Raw genomic sequence first — 17,184 nt, forward strand, 5'->3', positions numbered from 1 at the left:
CGCGGGCCACGCCGGTGGCACGGGAACTTCCTTTGGACACGCGGAAAATCCGTTCCCCGGACACGCATTGCGGGTATCGGGACTTCTGCGGGACCGACCGCGCGCCCGGCGCGCGGCCCCGGACGGATGGATGCGACACGCGTGACGGAGCAGCCCACCTCCTTCGAGCGCCCCGAGGCGGGCGCCGACCCCGCGGACGGCCGCGGGGCTCTGACGCATGCCCCGGAACCGGTCGGCACCCCCGTCTTACCCGTGCAGGCGCGGGCGGACGGGACGCCCGCCGATCCGGGCACGGCCGCCGTGTACGGCCAGCCCATGGACGGCAAGGGGAAGGAGCCCCCAGTCAACGGCCCGGAGCACTCCCAGCCCAGCACCGCGGACGCCGGCGCGGCCCATCGACCGCGCCCCACGGAGGCCATTCCGCCGCAGCCGGGCGCCGACCAGGAGCGGACGCCGGGCGGTGCGGAGCGCCGTACCGGCCGGGGTCTGCCACCGGGGCGGCCGATGCCCATGCGGCGTGACGGCGACCGGCTCAGGTTCGTCGGCGCAGCCACCCGGCGGATCGCCCGCGGACTCGACCTGGACGAGATCGTGATGGGTCTGTGCCGGGCCACGGTGCCGACGTTCTCGGACGCGATCCTCGTCTATCTGCGCGACCCGCTGCCGGTCGGCGACGAACGGCCCACCGGCCCCGTCGTGCTCCGGCTGCGCCGCACCGACCGCATACCGGAGGAGCGGGACACCGACGGCGTCCTGCTGCCCGGCGCCTTCGAGCCGGAGCCCGAACCGGTCGCGCTCGCGGAGCTGTCCTCGCTGACCACCGAGCTGTGCGAGGTGCGCCCCGGCGGCGCCCTGAACGAGGTGCTGCGCGGGGTGCGCCCGGTGTTCGCGGACGCGCCGGCCGCCCGCGCCGCGCTGCCCGAACTGCTCGGCGACGGCGCGGAGGCGCTCGTACCGGCCGGGCAGCACGCCATCCTCGCGCCGCTGCGCGGCCGGCGCCGGGTGATCGGGGCGGCCCTGTTCCTGCGCCGTCCCGAGCGCCCCGCCTTCGAGACGGACGACCTGCTGGTGGCCGCGCAACTGGCCACGCACAGCGCGCTCGGCATCGACAAGGCGGTGCTGTACGGCCGCGAGGCGTACATCGCGGACGAGTTGCAGCGCACCATGCTGCCCGAGACCCTGCCCCGCCCGACCGGTGTGCGGCTCGCCTCGCGGTATCTGCCGGCCGCGGAGACCGCGCGGGTGGGCGGCGACTGGTACGACGCGATCCCGCTGCCCGGCAGCCGGGTCGCGCTGGTCGTCGGCGATGTCATGGGCCACTCCATGACCTCGGCCGCGATCATGGGCCAGCTGCGCACCACCGCGCAGACCCTGGCGGGGCTCGATCTGCCGCCGCAGGAGGTGCTGCACCACCTGGACGAGCAGGCCCAGCGGCTGGGCACCGACCGCATGGCGACCTGCCTGTACGCGGTCTACGACCCGGTCACGCACCGCATCACCATCGCCAACGCCGGTCATCCGCCGCCCGTGCTGCTGCACCTGGGCGGCCGGGCCGAGGTGCTGCGGGTGCCGCCGGGCGCGCCGATCGGCGTCGGCGGGGTGGACTTCGAGGCGGTCGAGCTGGACGCGCCGGCCGGGGCCACGCTGCTGCTGTACACCGACGGACTGGTGGAGTCCCGGCTGCGGGACGTGTGGACGGGCATAGAGCAGCTGCGCGAACGGCTCGCCGCCACCGCGCAGCTGACCGGACCGGACCATCCGCCGCCGCTGGAAGCCCTGTGCGACGAGGTCCTCGACATGCTCGGGCCCGGCGACCGGGACGACGACATCGCGCTGCTCGCGGCCCGCTTCGACGGGATCGCGCCGAGCGATGTGGCGTACTGGACGCTGGAGCCGGAGGACTCGGCGCCCGGCCAGGCCCGCCGGCTGGCCCGGCGCGCGCTCGCCCGCTGGGACATGGAGGATCTCACCGACTCGGTGGAGCTGCTGGTCAGCGAGGTCGTGACGAACGCCGTACGGTACGCGTCCCGGCCGGTGACGCTGCGGCTGCTGCGCACGCATGTGCTGCGGTGCGAGGTCGGCGACGACGTGCCGCAGCTGCCGCGGCTGCGGCAGGCGCGGGCGACGGACGAGGGGGGCCGCGGCCTGTACCTCGTCAACAAACTGGCCCGGCGCTGGGGCGCGACGCGGCTGAGCACCGGCAAGGTGGTGTGGTTCGAGCTGCACCGCGGCTGACCACGGCACAGAGGGCGCCCGGTGCGTACCGGGCGCCCTCTGTCATGTCCGGCTACGGCCGTCGTTGCTGCTGCGGCTGCTCCCGCTGCCCTCCGAGCTGTCCGAGCGGGCCGTCCGGGGAGGGGTCGCCGGTCGGTGGCGCGGTGGTCGGCGAGCCGGTCGGGGACTGGGTCGGCGACTGGGTCGGGCTCTGCGTCGGCGACTGGGTGGGCTTCCGGGTCGGCGAGGTGGACGTCGACGGGGTGCCCGACGGCGTCTGCGAGGGCGACTGGCTCGGACTCCGGGTGGCGCTGACCGACGGCGTGGGCGTCTCGACGGCGGCGCCCTGGGAGGTGTCCAGGTCGAACGTGCTGACGCCGCCCATCGCGTTGAAGGTGTAGGCGGCCCAGATCTGCGCCGGGTAGGTGCCGCCGTTGACCCGGCCGGTGCCCGGAAGCAGACCCGTGGCGCCGGTGAGGGGAACCTGCGCGTGGGTCTTGGCGCTCTCGCCGAACAGGCCGACCGAGGTGACCAGGCCGGGCGTGTAGCCGGTGAACCAGGCCGACTTGTTGTTGTCGGACGTACCCGTCTTGCCGGCGACCTGCTGCCCGCGGCGCGCCGGGTTGGCCGCCACCGACAGCCTGGCCGTACCGTCGTCGACCACGCCGGTGAGCACGGAGGTGACCGTGTCGGCGGCCGTCCTGCTGATCACCTGGTCGCCGATCGGGTTCGGCAGCGTGACCTCGCGGTCCTTGTGCTCGACCGACTTGATGATCGCCGGGGTGACCTTCTTGCCGTGGTTGTCGAGGGTCGCGTAGATACCGGCCATCTCCAGCGGGCTGGCGCCCATGGAGCCCAGGGTCTGCGCCGGAACGGCCTGCATGCCCGTGGTGTCCATGCCGAGGTCCTTGGCCGTGCTCATCACCTTGTCCATGCCCACGTCGACGCCCATCTGCGCGAAGACGGAGTTGACGGAGTCGTCCATGGCCTTCTGGACGGTGATGTCCCCGTAGTCGGCGTCGTCCTCGTTGGGCGGCCCGAAGCCGACCTTGGTGCCGTGGTCCACGACCTGGCGGCCGCTGGTGCCGTCGTACACCGTGTCGGCGTTGATCGGCTGGCCGGCCTGGGTGACGGAGTGCTGCTGGAGCGCAGCGGCGAGGATGACCGGCTTGAAGGTGGAGGCGGGCTGGTAGTCGGTGCGGGTGGCGTTGTTCCTGAAGTGCTTGAAGTAGTCCACGCCGCCGTACATGGCGAGGACCTTGCCCGTCTTCGGGTCGACGGACACGGCGCCGGGCTGGACGTCGGCGTCGACGGACCGCTTCTTCGGGTCGAGCTTGCTGGCCAGCTGCTCCTTGACGGCCTCTTCCAGCCGGTGCTGCTTGCCCCTGTCGATGTTGAGCGTGATGGTCCAGCCGCCCTTGCGCACCAGTGCCTCGGCGTCCCCGAGCGTGGCGGCGCTGCCCTGGGCGACCAGCCGCTTCTCCAGCGCCGCGTTGGCCGCGTCCACCAGGTAGCCGGTCTGGCCCTTCATGCCGGGCGTCGCCTTGGGCGCCTTCGGCTTCTCGAAGTGCATGGACCGGCGCTTGCCGGCGTCCAGCCAGTGCTGCTTGACCATGTTGTCCAGGACGTAGTTCCAGCGCGCCTCGGCCAGCCGCTTGCCGGTGGGGCTCGCCAGCGCCCAGTCGTACTCGTTGGGCGCCTGGAGCAGCGCGGCGAGGTAGGCGCCCTCCTGGACCGTGAGCTTGTCCGCGTCCTTGTGGTAGTACGCCTGTGCCGCGGCCTGGATGCCGTAGGCGCCGCGGCCGTAGTAGCTGGTGTTGATGTAGCCCGCCAGGATGTACTCCTTGGATTTCTGGCGGTCCAGCTTCAGCGAGATGACCAGTTCCTTCAGCTTGCGCGAGACGGTCTGGTTCTGGTCCAGGTAGTAGTTCTTGACGTACTGCTGGGTGATGGTCGAACCGCCCTGCGTACCGCGCCCCATGACGGTGTTGAGGATGCCGCGGGCGGTGCCCCTCAGGTCGACACCGGAGTCGTGGTAGAAGCTCTTGTTCTCGGCCGCGACGAAGGTGTGCTGCACGTCCAGCGGGACCTTGTCGAGGTCGACACTCTCGCGGTTGAGCTGGCCGGTGCGGGCGAGCATCGTGCCGTCGCTGTACTTGTAGATGTTGCTCTGGAGCTGGGCGTCGGGGTTGCCCGCCGGAATGTCCACCAGCATGTACGCGGCGGCGAAGCCGCCTATGCACAGCAGGCACAGTCCGAAGAACGTGCCGAGGATCTTCTTCCAGGTGAACATCCGGCGCAGGAGGCTCTTGCGCGGTTTCCCGCCGGGCGCGAGATCCGCCCCGCTGCCGGCCGCGGGTATCGAGCGGCGGCGCTGGGGCGCCGCGCGGTGGCCGCCGCGCTGGCGCGCTCGTCTCTCTTCCGCTCGTCCCATGGGTCCTTCGCTCCGCTTCCGTCTCGTTGGTCAGCTCCGAAAGCTAACACCCGCCTATATGACAAAGGGCTACCGATCCGCTCTTTTACGGACGTGAGAATCAGCACCCGCTCCAAGGGAACCGACGGCTGCGGAGCGCCCGAGGTTGCTCGGCGTTCCGAAGTCACCGAGCTGCACCCTGGGTGTATACACACCGCGTATACACGGTGTGTAGAGTGGGCGCATGTCCATCGGTCACACCCTCCTAGGGCTCCTGGAGTCCGGTCCGCGCCACGGTTACGACCTCAAGCGGGCCTTCGACGAGAAGTTCGGTCAGGATCGGCCCCTGCACTACGGCCAGGTCTACTCGACGATGTCCCGGCTGCTGAAGCACGGCCTCGTGGAGGTCGACGGCATCGAGACCGGCGGCGGACCCGAGCGCAAGCGGTACGCCATCACCGAGGCCGGCGTCACCGACGTACAGCGCTGGCTCGCCACTCCGGAGAAGCCGGAAGAGTACCTCCAGTCGACCCTGTACACCAAGGTCGTCCTCGCCCTGCTCACCCACCGCGACGCCGCCGGCATCCTCGACATCCAGCGCGCCGAGCACCTGCGCAGCATGCGCATCCTGACCGACCGCAAGCGCAAGGGCGACCTCGCCGACCAGCTGATCTGCGATCACGCCCTGTTCCACCTGGAGGCCGATCTGCGCTGGCTGGAACTGACCGCCGCCCGTCTGGACAAGCTGCGCGCGGAGGTCGCCGCATGACGCATCCTCCCGGTTCCCTGCTCACCGCCCGCGACCTGCGCAAGGCGTACGGCCCGACGGCCGCGCTGGACGGCGCGGAGTTCTCCATCCACCCCGGCGAGGTCGTCGCCGTCATGGGCCCCTCCGGCTCCGGCAAGTCGACGCTGCTGCACTGCCTGGCCGGCATCGTGCCGCCCGACTCCGGGTCGATCGTGTACGACGGCCGGGAGCTGTCCGGCATGAGCGACGCCGAGCGCAGCGCGCTGCGCCGCAGCGAGTTCGGGTTCGTCTTCCAGTTCGGCCAGCTGGTACCGGAGCTGACCTGCGTGGAGAACGTGGCCCTGCCGCTGCGCCTCAACGGCACCCCGCGCAGGAAGGCCGAGCGGGCCGCGCTGACCTGGCTGGAGCGGCTGGAGGTGGACGACCTGGTCGGCAAGCGGCCCGGCGAGGTCTCCGGCGGCCAGGGGCAGCGGGTCGCGGTGGCGCGGGCGCTGGTCACCGCGCCGCGGGTGGTGTTCGCGGACGAGCCGACCGGCGCGCTGGACTCCCTCAACGGCGAGCGCGTGATGGAGCTGCTCACCGACGCGGCCCGCTCCACCAACGCGGCCGTCGTACTGGTCACGCACGAGGCACGGGTCGCCGCCTACTCCGACCGGGAGATCGTCGTACGCGACGGCAAGTCCCGCGACATGGAGCGCGCCGTATGAGCGCACGCCAGTGGAGCAGAGACCTCGGCCTGGGCTTCCGGTTCGCCTTCACCGGGGGGCGCGAGGGCTGGATGCGGGTGCTGCTGACGGCGGTCGGGGTCGGTCTCGGCGTGGCCCTGCTGCTGCTCACCACCGCGATCCCGAACGCGCTCGCGGTACGGCACGCTCGGGACGACGCCCGCGCGGACCACACCTACGGCCCGAGCCGGCCGAAGGCCGCGAACACCCTGGTGATCTCCGACACCGACACCGAGTTCCACGGCCGCGACGTACGCGGCAGGCTGGTGCAGCCGGAAGGCCCGAAGGCGCCGGTCCCACCGGGCCTGACCGGGTACCCGGCGACCGGTGACATGGTCGTCTCCCCCGCCCTGAAGGAGCTGCTCGGCTCCCGCGAGGGCCAGGTGCTGCGGGCGCGGCTGCCGTACCGGATCACCGGCACGATCGCCGAGGACGGACTGGTGGGCTCGCGTGAACTCGCCTACTACGCCGGGGCGGAGCACCTGGCCGCGAAGATCGACGGCTCCCGGACCGCCCGGATCGACAGGTACGGGTCACCGGACGCGCCCCCGCCGAGCCAGATGGACCCGGTGCTGATCCTGCTGGTGCTGGTGGTCTTCGTGGTGCTGCTGATGCCGGTCGCGGTGTTCATCGCCACCGCCGTACGGTTCGGCGGCGAGCGGCGCGACCGCAGACTGGCCGCGCTGCGCCTGGTGGGCTCCGACACCCGGATGACCCGGCGGATCGCGGCGGGCGAGGCGCTGGCCGGATCGCTGGTCGGACTGGTCTTCGGCACCGTCTTCTTCCTGCTGGGCCGGCAGTTCGCGGGCTCGGTGGAGGTCGTGGGCATCAGCGTGTTCCCCGACTACCTCGACCCCTCGCCCGCGCTGGCCGCGCTGGTCGCCCTCGCCGTCCCGGCGGCGGCGGTGGTGGTCACGCTGGTCGCGCTGCGCGGGGTGGTCATCGAGCCGCTGGGCGTGGTGCGTACGGCCAAGCCCGCTCGCCGCCGGCTGTGGTGGCGGCTGCTGCTGCCGCTGGGCGGCCTCGCGCTGCTCGCCCCGATGATCGGCCAGGGCCGTGCGGACGGCCAGTTCAACGAGTACCTGGTGACCGGCGGCGTCCTGCTGCTGCTCGTCGGCGTGACCACCCTGCTGCCGTGGGCCGTGGAGGCGATGGTGTCCCGGCTGCACCACGGCCCGGTGGCCTGGCAACTGGCGGTGCGGAGGCTCCAGTTGAACAGCGGCACGGCGGCCCGCATGGTGAACGGCATCGCCGTCGCGGTGGCCGGCGCGATCGCGCTCCAGATGCTGTTCGCGGGCGTCCAGGGCGACTACACCAAGGCGACCGGCCAAGACGTCAGCCGGGCGCAGATGCAGATCAACCTGTCGCACGGCACCCCGTTCCGTACGGCCGCGGACCGGTTCACCACCACCGAGGGGGTGCGCAAGGCGGTCTCGCTCGGCAGCAGCACGCTGGGCGACAAGGACTGGAAGACGGGGCCCGACAACACCACTCTGCTGGTCTCCGGCACCTGCGCCTCGCTGCGCGAGACGGCCCGGCTGCCGTCCTGCCGCGACGGGGACGCCTTCCTGGCGACCGGCGGGGACGACGACGCCACCGTCACCAAGCTCGCCCGGCCGGGCCGGGTGCTCCATCTCGACACGGAGCACGGCGCGGGCCAGGGCCCGGACGTGCGCTGGACCGTGCCGGCGCACCTGAAGCCGGCCCATGCGATCGCCAGCCCCAACGGCACCAAGAGCAGCGCCATCCTGCTGACCCCGGCGGCGGTGCCCGAGCGGGTGGACCGGCTGCTGGGCGGCACGGTGTACGTCATGTTCGACAAGAGCGTGCCCGACGTGACCGAGTACACCCGCAACACGGCGGCGAAGGTCGATCCGTTCGCCGATGTGATGGTGTGGTCGGCCACCGAGGAGTCCAAGAAGTTCACCTCCATCCGCACCGGTCTGTACGCCGGCGCGCTGTGCGTGCTCGCACTGATCGGGGCGAGCCTGCTGGTGACCCAGTTGGAACAGCTGCGCGAGCGGCGGAAGTTGCTGTCGGCGCTGACGGCCTTCGGGGCCCGGCGGCGCACCCTGAGCCTGTCGGTGCTGTGGCAGACGGCGCTCCCGGTCGCCCTCGGCCTGCTGCTGGCCTCGGCCGTCGGACTGACGCTGGGCTCGGTGCTGCTGAAGATGGTGGGCTCGCCGCTGGCCGTGGACTGGCCGAGCGTGCTGTCGATGACCGGCGCCGGCGCGGCGGTGGTCCTCGTGGTCACCGCGCTGAGCCTGCCGCCGCTGCTGCGGCTGATGCGCCCGGAGGGACTGCGGACCGAGTAACCCCCTGACGGCACAGGGCCCTTCCCGCACTCCGGGAGGGGCCCTTCGGGTATCTCCCTCACCCCCCGTCGACCACCCGCACCGGGAGCCCCCGCAGCGCCTCCCGCAGCGCCGCCGCCAGCTCCTCGTACTCGGCACCGCGTGCCGCGCCCGCGCGCATCGCGAGAGCGACCCGGCGGCTCGGGGCCGGGTCGGCGAAGTAGCCGGTGAGCAACTGGCTGCTGCGGGTCGTCTCCAGCTTGAGCGCGGTGCGCGGCAGCAGGGTGCAGCCGAGGCCGCCCGCGACCAGCTGGACCAGGGTGGACAGGCCGGCCGCCGTCGTCGTCACCGGCGCATCCGCGCGGCCCGCCTCCCGGCAGATGTCCAGCGCCTGGTCGCGCAGGCAGTGCCCCTCGTCCAGCAGCAGCAGGTTCAGCTCCTTCAGCGCCTCGCGCGGGATGCCCTCGCGGCCGCCGAGCCAGTGGTCGAGCGGGGTGACCAGCACGAAGTCCTCGTCGAACAGCGGGAGTTCGGCGACGCCGGGGATGCCGAGCGGGACGGCGAGCAGCAGCAGGTCGAGGCGGCCGGTGGCCAGGCCGTCGACCAGGCTGGAGGTCTGCTCCTCGTGCACCTGGAGGTCGAGGTCCGGATAGCGCTCGTGGACGAGCCGCAGCACGGTGGGCAGCAGGTACGGCGCCACGGTGGGGATCACCCCGAGGCGCAGCGTCCCGGTGAACGGGGCGCGGACCGCCTCCGCCTCCTCCAGCAGCTCGCCGACCGCGTCCAGCACCGCCTTGGCCCGCACCGCGAGCCGCTCCCCCGCGGGCGAGAGCAGTACCTTGCGCGTCGTACGCTCGAGGAGGGTCACGCCGAGGGTCTCCTCCAGCGCCGAGACCGCGCCCGACAGGGCGGGCTGGCTCATTCCGATGGCCGCCGCCGCGTCCCGGAAATGCAGGTGCTCGGCCACGGCGGCGAAGGCGCGCAGCTGCGCGAGGCTCGGTTGCCTCCGCTTGCCGTTACTGATGGTCACTGATAGATACCTCCGATCAACACGACCGAGTGTAGCTATTTCACTAATCAATGCACCCTGTGCCAACATCGACTGAGTCCAACCCATGGGAACCACCCTCAAAAGGGGCGGTTCTTCGCTGCAAGGAGAGTCTGTGCTCACTGTCGGTGACAAGTTCCCCGAGTTCGACCTGACCGCCTGCGTCTCGCTGGAGAAGGGCAAGGAGTTCGAGCAGATCAACCACAAGTCCCACGAGGGCAAGTGGCTGGTCGTGTTCGCCTGGCCGAAGGACTTCACCTTCGTCTGCCCGACCGAGATCGCCGCGTTCGGCAAGCTGAACGACGAGTTCGCCGACCGCGACGCCCAGATCCTCGGCTTCTCCGGTGACTCCGAGTTCGTGCACCACGCCTGGCGCAAGGACCACCCGGACCTGACCGACCTGCCCTTCCCGATGATGGCCGACTCCAAGCACGAGCTCATGCGTGACCTGGGCATCGAGGGCGAGGACGGCTTCGCGCAGCGCGCCGTGTTCATCGTGGACCCGAACCACGAGATCCAGTTCACGATGGTGACCGCCGGTTCCGTGGGCCGTAACCCCAAGGAGGTCCTGCGGGTCCTCGACGCCCTGCAGACCGACGAGCTGTGCCCGTGCAACTGGAGCAAGGGCGACGAGACCCTCGACCCGGTCGCGCTGCTGGCTGGTGAGTGACCCATGTCGCTCGACTCGCTGAAGTCCCGGATCCCGGACTACGCCAAGGACCTCAAGCTCAACCTGGGCTCGGTCATCGGCAACTCCGACCTGCCCGCCCAGCAGCTGTGGGGCACGGTGCTCGCGACCGCGATCGCCTCCCGCTCCCCGATCGTGCTGCGTGAGCTGGAGCCGGAGGCGAAGGCGAACCTCTCGCCGGAGGCGTACACCGCGGCCAAGTCCGCGGCCGCCATCATGGCGATGAACAACGTCTTCTACCGCACCCGGCACCTGCTGTCCGACCACGAGTACGGCACCCTGCGCGCCGGACTGCGGATGAACGTCATCGGCAATCCGGGCGTGGAGAAGGTCGACTTCGAACTGTGGTCGTTCGCGGTCTCCGCGATCAACGGCTGCGGCATGTGCCTGGACTCGCACGAGCAGGTGCTGCGCAAGGCCGGTGTGGAGCGCGACACCATCCAGGAGGCGTTCAAGATCGCTTCCGTGGTGCAGGCCGTCGGCGCCACCCTGGAGGCCGAGGCCGTGCTGGCCGAGTAAGGCCGGCCCCGCGTCACCCGAGGACCCCGCTCACCCCTGGTGGGCGGGGTCTTCCGCGTCCGTCGCCGCGCTCTCCTCCGGGACCGGGGAGGCGGCGGGCGGCTGCTGCAGCTTCTCGGAGTACTGCCGCAGATAGCCCACCACGGTGTTCGTCACCGCCACCAGCGGTACGGCGACCACCGCGCCGCCGATGCCGGCCACCATGCCGCCCGCCGCGACGGTCAGCACCACCGCGAGGGGGTGCACCCGCACCGCCCGGCCCAGGATGAAGGGCTGGAGCACATGCCCCTCGATCTGCTGGACGGCGAGCACCACGACCAGGGTCATCACGGCGGTGAACACACCCTGGGTGACCAGGGCCACGATCACCGCGAGCGCGCCGGAGGCGACCGCGCCGACCAGCGGGATGAAGGAGAACAGGAAGATGAAGACCGCCAGCGGGACCGCCATCGGCACATCGAGGAAGTAGATCCCGATGCCGATGAAGATCGCGTCGATCAGGGCGACCAGCACCGTGCCGCGGACGTACGCGGTCAGGGTGCGCCAGGCGCGCGGTCCGGCACCGGCCACGCCCTCCCGCGCGGCGGAGGGCACCAGCTTCAGGAACCACTGCCAGATGCGCTTGCCGTCGTAGAGCAGAAAGAGCGTCGAGAAGAACACCAGCAGGATGCCGGTCAGGGCCTCCACGATGACCTGCACGCCCTCCAGGCCCGCGGACGTTATCTGGTCGGCGTTGGCGCCGATGGCCTCGCGCAGGTTCTTGGCGATCTGGTTGATCTGCTTGTCGGTGACGTGGAAGGGGCTCCGCAGCAGCCAGTTGCGCAGATCGTCGATGCCGGACTGGATCTGGTTGGAGAGCGTGTCGATGTTCTCCATGACCTGCCAGGTCACGAACCAGCCCATCAGGCCGATCACCACGAAGCCGCTGATCGCGGTGAGCGCCGTGGCCGGACCGCGCGGCACCCCGCGCCGGGTGAGCCGGGCGACCGTCGGCTGGAGCAGCGCGGTGATCAGCAGCGCGATGACGAAGGCGAACACCACCAGCTGGATGGCGCTGATGACCCGCATCAGCACCCAGACGGTGCCCGCGAGCACGAGCAGCCGCCAGCCGGCCTCGGCGGCGACCCGCACCCCCCAGGGCACGGCCTGGGCGGGATCGGGGCGCGGCGCGGCCGGGCCCGGCGCGGGGGGACGGCGGGCGTGCGGCACCGCGTCGGCGACGGCTTCGGAGCCGGGCGCGGCAGCGGCCTGCGCCCCGGCCGGCTCCGGGCGGGCCGGTTCGCGCGCGAACGCGCCGCTCTCCTCGTCCACCTCCGCCCGCCGGGCATCCAGCCGTTGGCTCATCTCGGTGAGACCCGCGCCCAGCCTGCCGAGCCACCCTGGCACTCGCGACATGTTCCGTCCTCTTCCCCCCGCGTGGAGTCGTGCGGTTACGACCGTACATGCGAAAGCCCCTTCCCTGGGGACGGGAAGGGGCTGCGCGGGGTTGAGCGTGGCGGGCCGGACTCAGTAGTTGCCGTTGGCCTGCCAGTAGGTCCAGGCGTCACAAGGGCTGCCGTAGCGCTGGTTCATGTAGTTCAGGCCCCACTTGATCTGGGTGGCCGGATTGGTCTGCCAGTCGGCGCCCGCGGAGGCCATCTTGCCGCCGGGCAGCGCCTGGACGAGGCCGTAGGCACCCGAGGAGGCGTTGACCGCGCGGTAGTTCCAGCTGGACTCGTGGTCCACGATGTTGCTGAAGCACTGGAACTGGCCGGCCGGCACGATCTGGCGTGCCATCGCCTGGATCTGGGCGACCGTGTACGAGCCCTGCACGGGGAAGTCGGCGTTGGCGTCGCCGCGGCTGGCGGCGGCCTTGGTCTCCGCCCGCTCCTTGGCCTCCTTGGCCGCCTTCTCGGCGGCCGCCTTCTTCGCGATCGCGGTCTCGGCGGCGGCCTTGCGGGCTGCTGCCTCGGCGTCCTTCTTGGCGCTCGCGTCGGCGGCGATGGCCTGGGAATCGGCCTGCTGCGTCAGGGTCGCGGACTGGACCTGGGCCTGCTGACCCGTCGGTATGTCCGCGAGGAGCGTGGTGTCGGCTGCTGCCGTCGGCTCGACGTCGTTGTTCTGCGCGACGCTGCCCGAGGCAACTCCGACGACGCTTCCGACGGCGGTGACCGCGGTGGCCGAGGCCACTGCGAATCCCCGGACCGAAATCCGGCTCACACGGTTTCCTTCCAGCATCGCCCGCTTCGGTGACCCTGGCGGACGCAATCGTGCCCCTGTGCACTGGCCTCCCAACTGCGGGGTCACGGGAGGCGCGGGCCCGGTGGGCAACTCCCCCTGCGGGGAGCGCCGCGTGGTGCGCGGGCGGCATACGACGAACGCTATGGAGTTTGGTTCTTCCTGTTGTTCCACACCGCTGGGGGTGCAGCTGTGTCGTATGCGGGGCCTGACAGGACTGAGACTCTGCCGTAACCGGACGCCGGGAGGCAATTCCGAGTTGAGTGTGAAAGCTCACATCCCGTTTGGCCCAAGGGATTTCCGGAATACCCACACACGAAGGCGCCGCCCGGCTAGGCTCTGGTGCCTTTGCCGGGCGGCGCCAACGAGGCTGGATCGGCTCAGATATGGCCGTCTTCGAGCATTTCGGTCACCAGGGCGGCGATCTGCGACCTCTCGGAGCGGTTCAGGGTGACATGCGCGAACAGCGGATGCCCCTTCAGCTTCTCCACCACGGCGACCACACCGTCGTACCGTCCGACACGCAGGTTGTCGCGCTGCGCCACGTCATGGGTGAGGACCACCCGCGAGTTGGCGCCGATCCGGGACAGCACCGTCAGCAGCACATTGCGCTCCAGCGACTGCGCCTCGTCCACGATGACGAACGCGTCGTGCAGCGAGCGGCCGCGGATGTGGGTGAGCGGCAGGACCTCCAGCATGCCGCGGGCGGTGACCTCCTCGATGACCTCCCGGCTGGTGACCGCCGACAGCGTGTCGAACACGGCCTGCGCCCAGGGGCTCATCTTCTCCGCCTCGGTGCCCGGCAGATAGCCCAACTCCTGCCCGCCGACCGCGTACAGCGGCCGGAACACCATGACCTTCTGGTGCTGGCGGCGCTCCAGGACCGCCTCCAGGCCCGCGCACAGCGCCAGCGCCGACTTGCCGGTGCCGGCCCGGCCGCCCATCGAGACGATCCCGACCTCCGGGTCGAGCAGCAGATCGAGGGCGATGCGCTGCTCGGCGCTGCGGCCCTTGATGCCGAACGCCTCCCGGTCGCCGCGCACCAGCCGGACGTTGCCCTCCGCGGTGATCCGGCCGAGCGCCTTGCCGCGCTCCGACTGGATGGTCAGACCGGTGTGCACGGGCAGTTCGGACGCCTCCGGTACATAGAGGTGTCCGGCCTCGAAGAGGACGTCCACCTGCTCGCCGGGGAGCGTCAGTTCGGTCATCCCGGTCCAGCCGGAGTTCTCCGTGATGGCCAGCTCCGCCCGGTACTCCTCGGCGAGGAGCCCGACGGACGAGGCCTTGATGCGCAGCGGCAGGTCCTTCGACACGACGGTGACGTCGAACCCCTCGGCCTGCAGATTGCGGGCCACCGCGAGGATGCGGGAGTCGTTGTCCCCCAGGCGGTAGCCGGTGGGCAGCACGCTGGGGTCCGAGTGGTTGAGCTCGACACGCATGGTCCCGCCCAGGTCCCCGATCGGGATGGGGGAGTCGAGGCGGCCGTAGCGCACCCGGTAGTCGTCCAGCAGGCGCAGGGCCTGGCGGGCGAAGTAGCCGAGTTCGGGATGGTGCCGCTTCGCCTCCAGCTCCGTGACCACCACGATGGGGAGCACCACCTCGTGCTCCTCGAAGCGGGTCAGGGCGTTCGGGTCGGCCAGCAGGACGCTGGTGTCGAGAACATAGGTGCGCCGGTCGGGCTGGTGGCGCTTTGTGCTGGTCACCACGGAAGGACGTACCCCCTCGGATGAGGTCGGGGAGCGACGAAGCGGAAGCCGGGCCGGGAGGGCGGGGCGGACCGGGCCGGCCGGCGGCCGGTGCCCAGGGCGGGCCGGGGGCCGGACCTGCGCGGCGCTGTCGCACGGTCGTGCTGGTGCAAAGGACCTCCCGGGCGGACGGCCCCTGCCGCCCGCTGAGATCCGACGCCCGTGGTTCGGGCGTCGACCTGCTTGGCTTATGCCCTCGAACGAGCGCCGCCATGCAAAAGCGGCCACCGCAGCGGCGGTGAACTCCTGGTGACGACGGCTCGAACGGGGACGCACGAAGGCCCCGCCGGTGATCTCACCGACGGGGCCGAAGGCCGCTGCTCAGCCGCCGAAACGCCGGTGACGTGCCGCGTAGTCGCGCAGCGCGCGCAGGAAGTCGACCTTGCGGAAGGCGGGCCAGTAGACGTCGCAGAAGTAGTACTCGGAATGGGCGGTCTGCCACAGCATGAATCCGGACAGCCGCTGCTCTCCGCTGGTGCGGATGACGAGGTCCGGGTCGGGCTGGTCGCTGGTGTAGAGGTGACGGCCGATCATGTCGATGTCGACGGAGTCGGCGAGGTCCGCCATGGCGACGCCCTGGTCGCGGGCCTCGTAGAGCATGGAGCGGACGGCGTCCGCGATCTCCTGCCGGCCGCCGTAGCCGATGGCCACGTTGACCACTATGCCCTCGGTGTGGGCGGTGGTCTCCTCGGCCTCCTTGAGGGTGGCCTGCATGCCGGCGGGCAGCAGGTCCATGGCGCCCACGTGGTGCACCCGCCAGCGGCCGTCGGCGGCGAGGGTGCGCACGACGTCCTCGATGATGCCGAGCAGGGGGCCGAGCTCCTCCTGCGGGCGGTCGAAGTTGTCCGTGGACAGCAGCCACAGGGTGACGACCTCGACATCGGTCTCGGAGCACCAGCCGAGGAATTCCTCGATCTTCTCCGCGCCGGCCCGGTGGCCGTGGACCGTGGTGGAGCCCGACGCCTTCGCCCAGCGGCGGTTGCCGTCCATGATGACGCCGATGTGCTTGGGCACCTGGTCGTGGTCGAGGTGGCCCTCCACCCGGCGGGCGTAGAGCCTGACCAGCAGGCCGCGCAGGTTGTCGCGCAGATTCACGTGGCCCTCCGGGGGGTTGGCGCGGGGTACGGTGCCGGGCCCGTCGAGCCTACCGCCGCCCGGCCCCTGGTACGGCCCTGGTACGGACCGGTGGGCGAGGGGGGCGGGGCGGGGTCGGGACTCCGGCCCTCGCTGTAGGGACGCCCGCAGGGCGGCGGTCGGTTCCCGGCCGGGACCTGTCGCGTGGCCAAGAAAAAACGGGCCGGTCCGTGGGGGGGAGACGGACCGGCCCGAGGGGGGGTTTCCACCATAACCCTTCGTGAGGGCGGATGGGGGCATCCGCGCCCTACAACTACTCTCCGAAGTCGTCCAGGAACGCCCTGGTGGATGCGGAACGATGGATTCAGGGGGTCATTCCCGCCGATTCGCCATAGGATCCCAGGCAAACCAGGTCGCAAGCGTGAAAACCGAAGGATTTCGGAGACTTGCCGCCATCCGGGGCCGCGTCGGCGTGTTGCACCCGGATCCCCCCGATGGACTACCCGGTCGGCGAACGGGGATTTGACGGGTTCCGCGCGCCCCGCGGGCGGTCTCCCCGCAGCACGGCACCGCGCAGCCCCCTCCACTGCGCGGTACCGCCCGCGCTGCTTTGCTGGCGCGAATTGCGTTGGTCTGAACTTACGTGACGGGTGGGGCTGGTGTGAACAGAGTCCGATAACGATGTGGACACCGCGGGCCCCCGAGGGGGTCTAACCAGGCTTGCGGGCGTCGAAGAGGTGCCGCGCGCTGTGGGCGACGAACGGCCCCTCCCGCTCGATCCGCTCGTGCAGCGCCCGGAGTTGGGGCTCGTACGCCTCGACGGTGAATCCGGGCACCATCCAGACGACCTTGCGCAGGAAGTGGACAACGGCAGCGATGTCGTGGAACTCCATCCGCAGCCGCTCCGCCCGCAGCGCGATGATCTCCAGGCCCGCCGCCTCGGCCGCCGCCCGCTCCCGCAGCGGATCCCGCGCGCGGCGCACGGCCTCCGGCTGCGGCCCGAGGAAGTACTCGACCAGCTCGAAGACGCTGGCGGGCCCGACGTGCTGGGCGAAGTACGTGCCGCCCGGCCGCAGCACCCGCGCGATCTCCGCCCAGTGCGGCACCACCGGGTGCCGGCTGAGCACCAGGTCGAAGGCGCCGTCGGCGAACGGCAGCGGCGCGTCGTCCGGGGCGGTGACGACCACCACGCCGTGCGGCCGCAGCAGGGCGGTGGCCCTGGCCGCGTTCGGCGCCCAGCCCTCGGTGGCGGCGATCAGCGCGGGGCGGGCGGGAGCGGCGGTGCCGAGGGCGAAGGCCAGCACCTCCCCGCCCCCGGTCTGGAGGTCCAGCGCGGCCCCGGCACCGGCCAGGCGCTCCCCCGCCGAGCGTGCGTACCCCCACGAGGGCCGCGCCTCGGTGGCCCGCCCCTCGAACCAGGAGAAGTCCCAGCCCTCGGTGGGTACGGCGGCACCCTCGGCCACGAGTTCGGCGAAGGACCGGCGCGCTGACGTCATGTC

General features: G+C 71.4%; 13 protein-coding genes. 6 read left to right on the forward strand and 7 right to left on the reverse strand.

Going from position 1 to position 17,184, the window contains the following annotated elements:
* The first annotated feature begins 141 nt into the window (after positions 1–141).
* Complete coding sequence (locus tag ACZ7EC_RS32440; RefSeq protein ID WP_471068675.1) at positions 142–2,235, forward strand: SpoIIE family protein phosphatase; 2,094 nt, start codon at positions 142–144, stop codon at positions 2,233–2,235.
* 52 nt (positions 2,236–2,287) lie between these two features.
* Here ACZ7EC_RS32440 and ACZ7EC_RS32445 read toward each other — a convergent pair whose 3' ends face one another.
* Positions 2,288–4,648, reverse strand: coding sequence for a transglycosylase domain-containing protein (locus ACZ7EC_RS32445; RefSeq protein WP_471068678.1), 2,361 nt, complete (start codon positions 4,646–4,648; stop codon positions 2,288–2,290).
* Positions 4,649–4,871: 223 nt separating this feature from the next.
* Between ACZ7EC_RS32445 and ACZ7EC_RS32450 the strand changes: the two genes are divergently transcribed.
* From ACZ7EC_RS32450 to ACZ7EC_RS32460, 3 genes are read left to right on the forward strand one after another with little or no spacing between them, the layout of a single operon-like run.
* Positions 4,872–5,396 (forward strand): PadR family transcriptional regulator, encoded by a 525-nt coding sequence (locus ACZ7EC_RS32450; RefSeq protein WP_471068681.1) that lies wholly within the window; start codon positions 4,872–4,874, stop codon positions 5,394–5,396.
* Positions 5,393–6,082: an ABC transporter ATP-binding protein gene (locus tag ACZ7EC_RS32455; RefSeq protein ID WP_471068684.1), complete on the forward strand. Its 690-nt coding sequence runs from the start codon at positions 5,393–5,395 to the stop codon at positions 6,080–6,082. Before ACZ7EC_RS32450 ends, ACZ7EC_RS32455 begins: the two co-directional genes overlap by 4 nt.
* Complete coding sequence (locus ACZ7EC_RS32460; protein ID WP_471068687.1) at positions 6,079–8,415, forward strand: ABC transporter permease; 2,337 nt, start codon at positions 6,079–6,081, stop codon at positions 8,413–8,415. Before ACZ7EC_RS32455 ends, ACZ7EC_RS32460 begins: the two co-directional genes overlap by 4 nt.
* Before the next feature lie 58 nt (positions 8,416–8,473).
* Here the strand turns inward: ACZ7EC_RS32460 and ACZ7EC_RS32465 are convergent, their stop codons facing one another.
* Entirely contained in the window at positions 8,474–9,424 is a 951-nt protein-coding gene (locus ACZ7EC_RS32465) for a LysR substrate-binding domain-containing protein (protein ID WP_471068690.1), read from the reverse strand.
* Between the two features lie 133 nt (positions 9,425–9,557).
* Between ACZ7EC_RS32465 and ACZ7EC_RS32470 the strand changes: the two genes are divergently transcribed.
* Positions 9,558–10,112 (forward strand): peroxiredoxin, encoded by a 555-nt coding sequence (locus ACZ7EC_RS32470; RefSeq protein ID WP_366668151.1) that lies wholly within the window; start codon positions 9,558–9,560, stop codon positions 10,110–10,112.
* Between the two features lie 3 nt (positions 10,113–10,115).
* Positions 10,116–10,649 carry an alkyl hydroperoxide reductase gene (locus tag ACZ7EC_RS32475; protein WP_397984262.1) on the forward strand — a complete coding sequence of 178 codons (534 nt, stop codon included), beginning with the start codon at positions 10,116–10,118 and terminating at the stop codon, positions 10,647–10,649.
* Positions 10,650–10,679: 30 nt separating this feature from the next.
* Here ACZ7EC_RS32475 and ACZ7EC_RS32480 read toward each other — a convergent pair whose 3' ends face one another.
* The 5 genes from ACZ7EC_RS32480 to ACZ7EC_RS32500 form a co-directional block, all read right to left on the reverse strand.
* On the reverse strand, positions 10,680–12,044 hold the full coding sequence (locus ACZ7EC_RS32480; protein ID WP_471068695.1) for an AI-2E family transporter: 1,365 nt from the start codon (positions 12,042–12,044) through the stop codon (positions 10,680–10,682).
* 111 nt (positions 12,045–12,155) lie between these two features.
* Positions 12,156–12,848 carry an aggregation-promoting factor C-terminal-like domain-containing protein gene (locus tag ACZ7EC_RS32485; RefSeq protein ID WP_471068697.1) on the reverse strand — a complete coding sequence of 231 codons (693 nt, stop codon included), beginning with the start codon at positions 12,846–12,848 and terminating at the stop codon, positions 12,156–12,158.
* Positions 12,849–13,246: 398 nt separating this feature from the next.
* On the reverse strand, positions 13,247–14,572 hold the full coding sequence (locus ACZ7EC_RS32490) for a PhoH family protein (RefSeq protein ID WP_471068700.1): 1,326 nt from the start codon (positions 14,570–14,572) through the stop codon (positions 13,247–13,249).
* Between the two features lie 360 nt (positions 14,573–14,932).
* On the reverse strand, positions 14,933–15,706 hold the full coding sequence (locus ACZ7EC_RS32495) for an isoprenyl transferase (RefSeq protein ID WP_471068703.1): 774 nt from the start codon (positions 15,704–15,706) through the stop codon (positions 14,933–14,935).
* Positions 15,707–16,395: 689 nt separating this feature from the next.
* The gene (locus tag ACZ7EC_RS32500; RefSeq protein WP_471068706.1) at positions 16,396–17,181 is read right to left on the reverse strand and encodes a class I SAM-dependent methyltransferase; all 786 of its coding nucleotides are present in this window, start codon (positions 17,179–17,181) and stop codon (positions 16,396–16,398) included.
* Positions 17,182–17,184: the final 3 nt, after the last annotated feature.

This window comes from Streptomyces sp. NPDC037203 (genome assembly GCF_055605065.1).

Excerpts from the sequence above, each read along its gene's own strand:
- ACZ7EC_RS32445 (WP_471068678.1), bottom strand. The coding sequence starts at position 4,648 with ATGGGACGAGCGGAAGAGAGACGAGCGCGCCAGCGCGGCGGCCACCGC.
- ACZ7EC_RS32450 (WP_471068681.1), top strand. The coding sequence starts at position 4,872 with ATGTCCATCGGTCACACCCTCCTAGGGCTCCTGGAGTCCGGTCCGCGC.
- ACZ7EC_RS32455 (WP_471068684.1), top strand. The coding sequence starts at position 5,393 with ATGACGCATCCTCCCGGTTCCCTGCTCACCGCCCGCGACCTGCGCAAG.
- ACZ7EC_RS32460 (WP_471068687.1), top strand. The coding sequence starts at position 6,079 with ATGAGCGCACGCCAGTGGAGCAGAGACCTCGGCCTGGGCTTCCGGTTC.
- ACZ7EC_RS32475 (WP_397984262.1), top strand. The coding sequence starts at position 10,116 with ATGTCGCTCGACTCGCTGAAGTCCCGGATCCCGGACTACGCCAAGGAC.
- ACZ7EC_RS32480 (WP_471068695.1), bottom strand. The coding sequence starts at position 12,044 with ATGTCGCGAGTGCCAGGGTGGCTCGGCAGGCTGGGCGCGGGTCTCACC.
- ACZ7EC_RS32500 (WP_471068706.1), bottom strand. The coding sequence starts at position 17,181 with ATGACGTCAGCGCGCCGGTCCTTCGCCGAACTCGTGGCCGAGGGTGCC.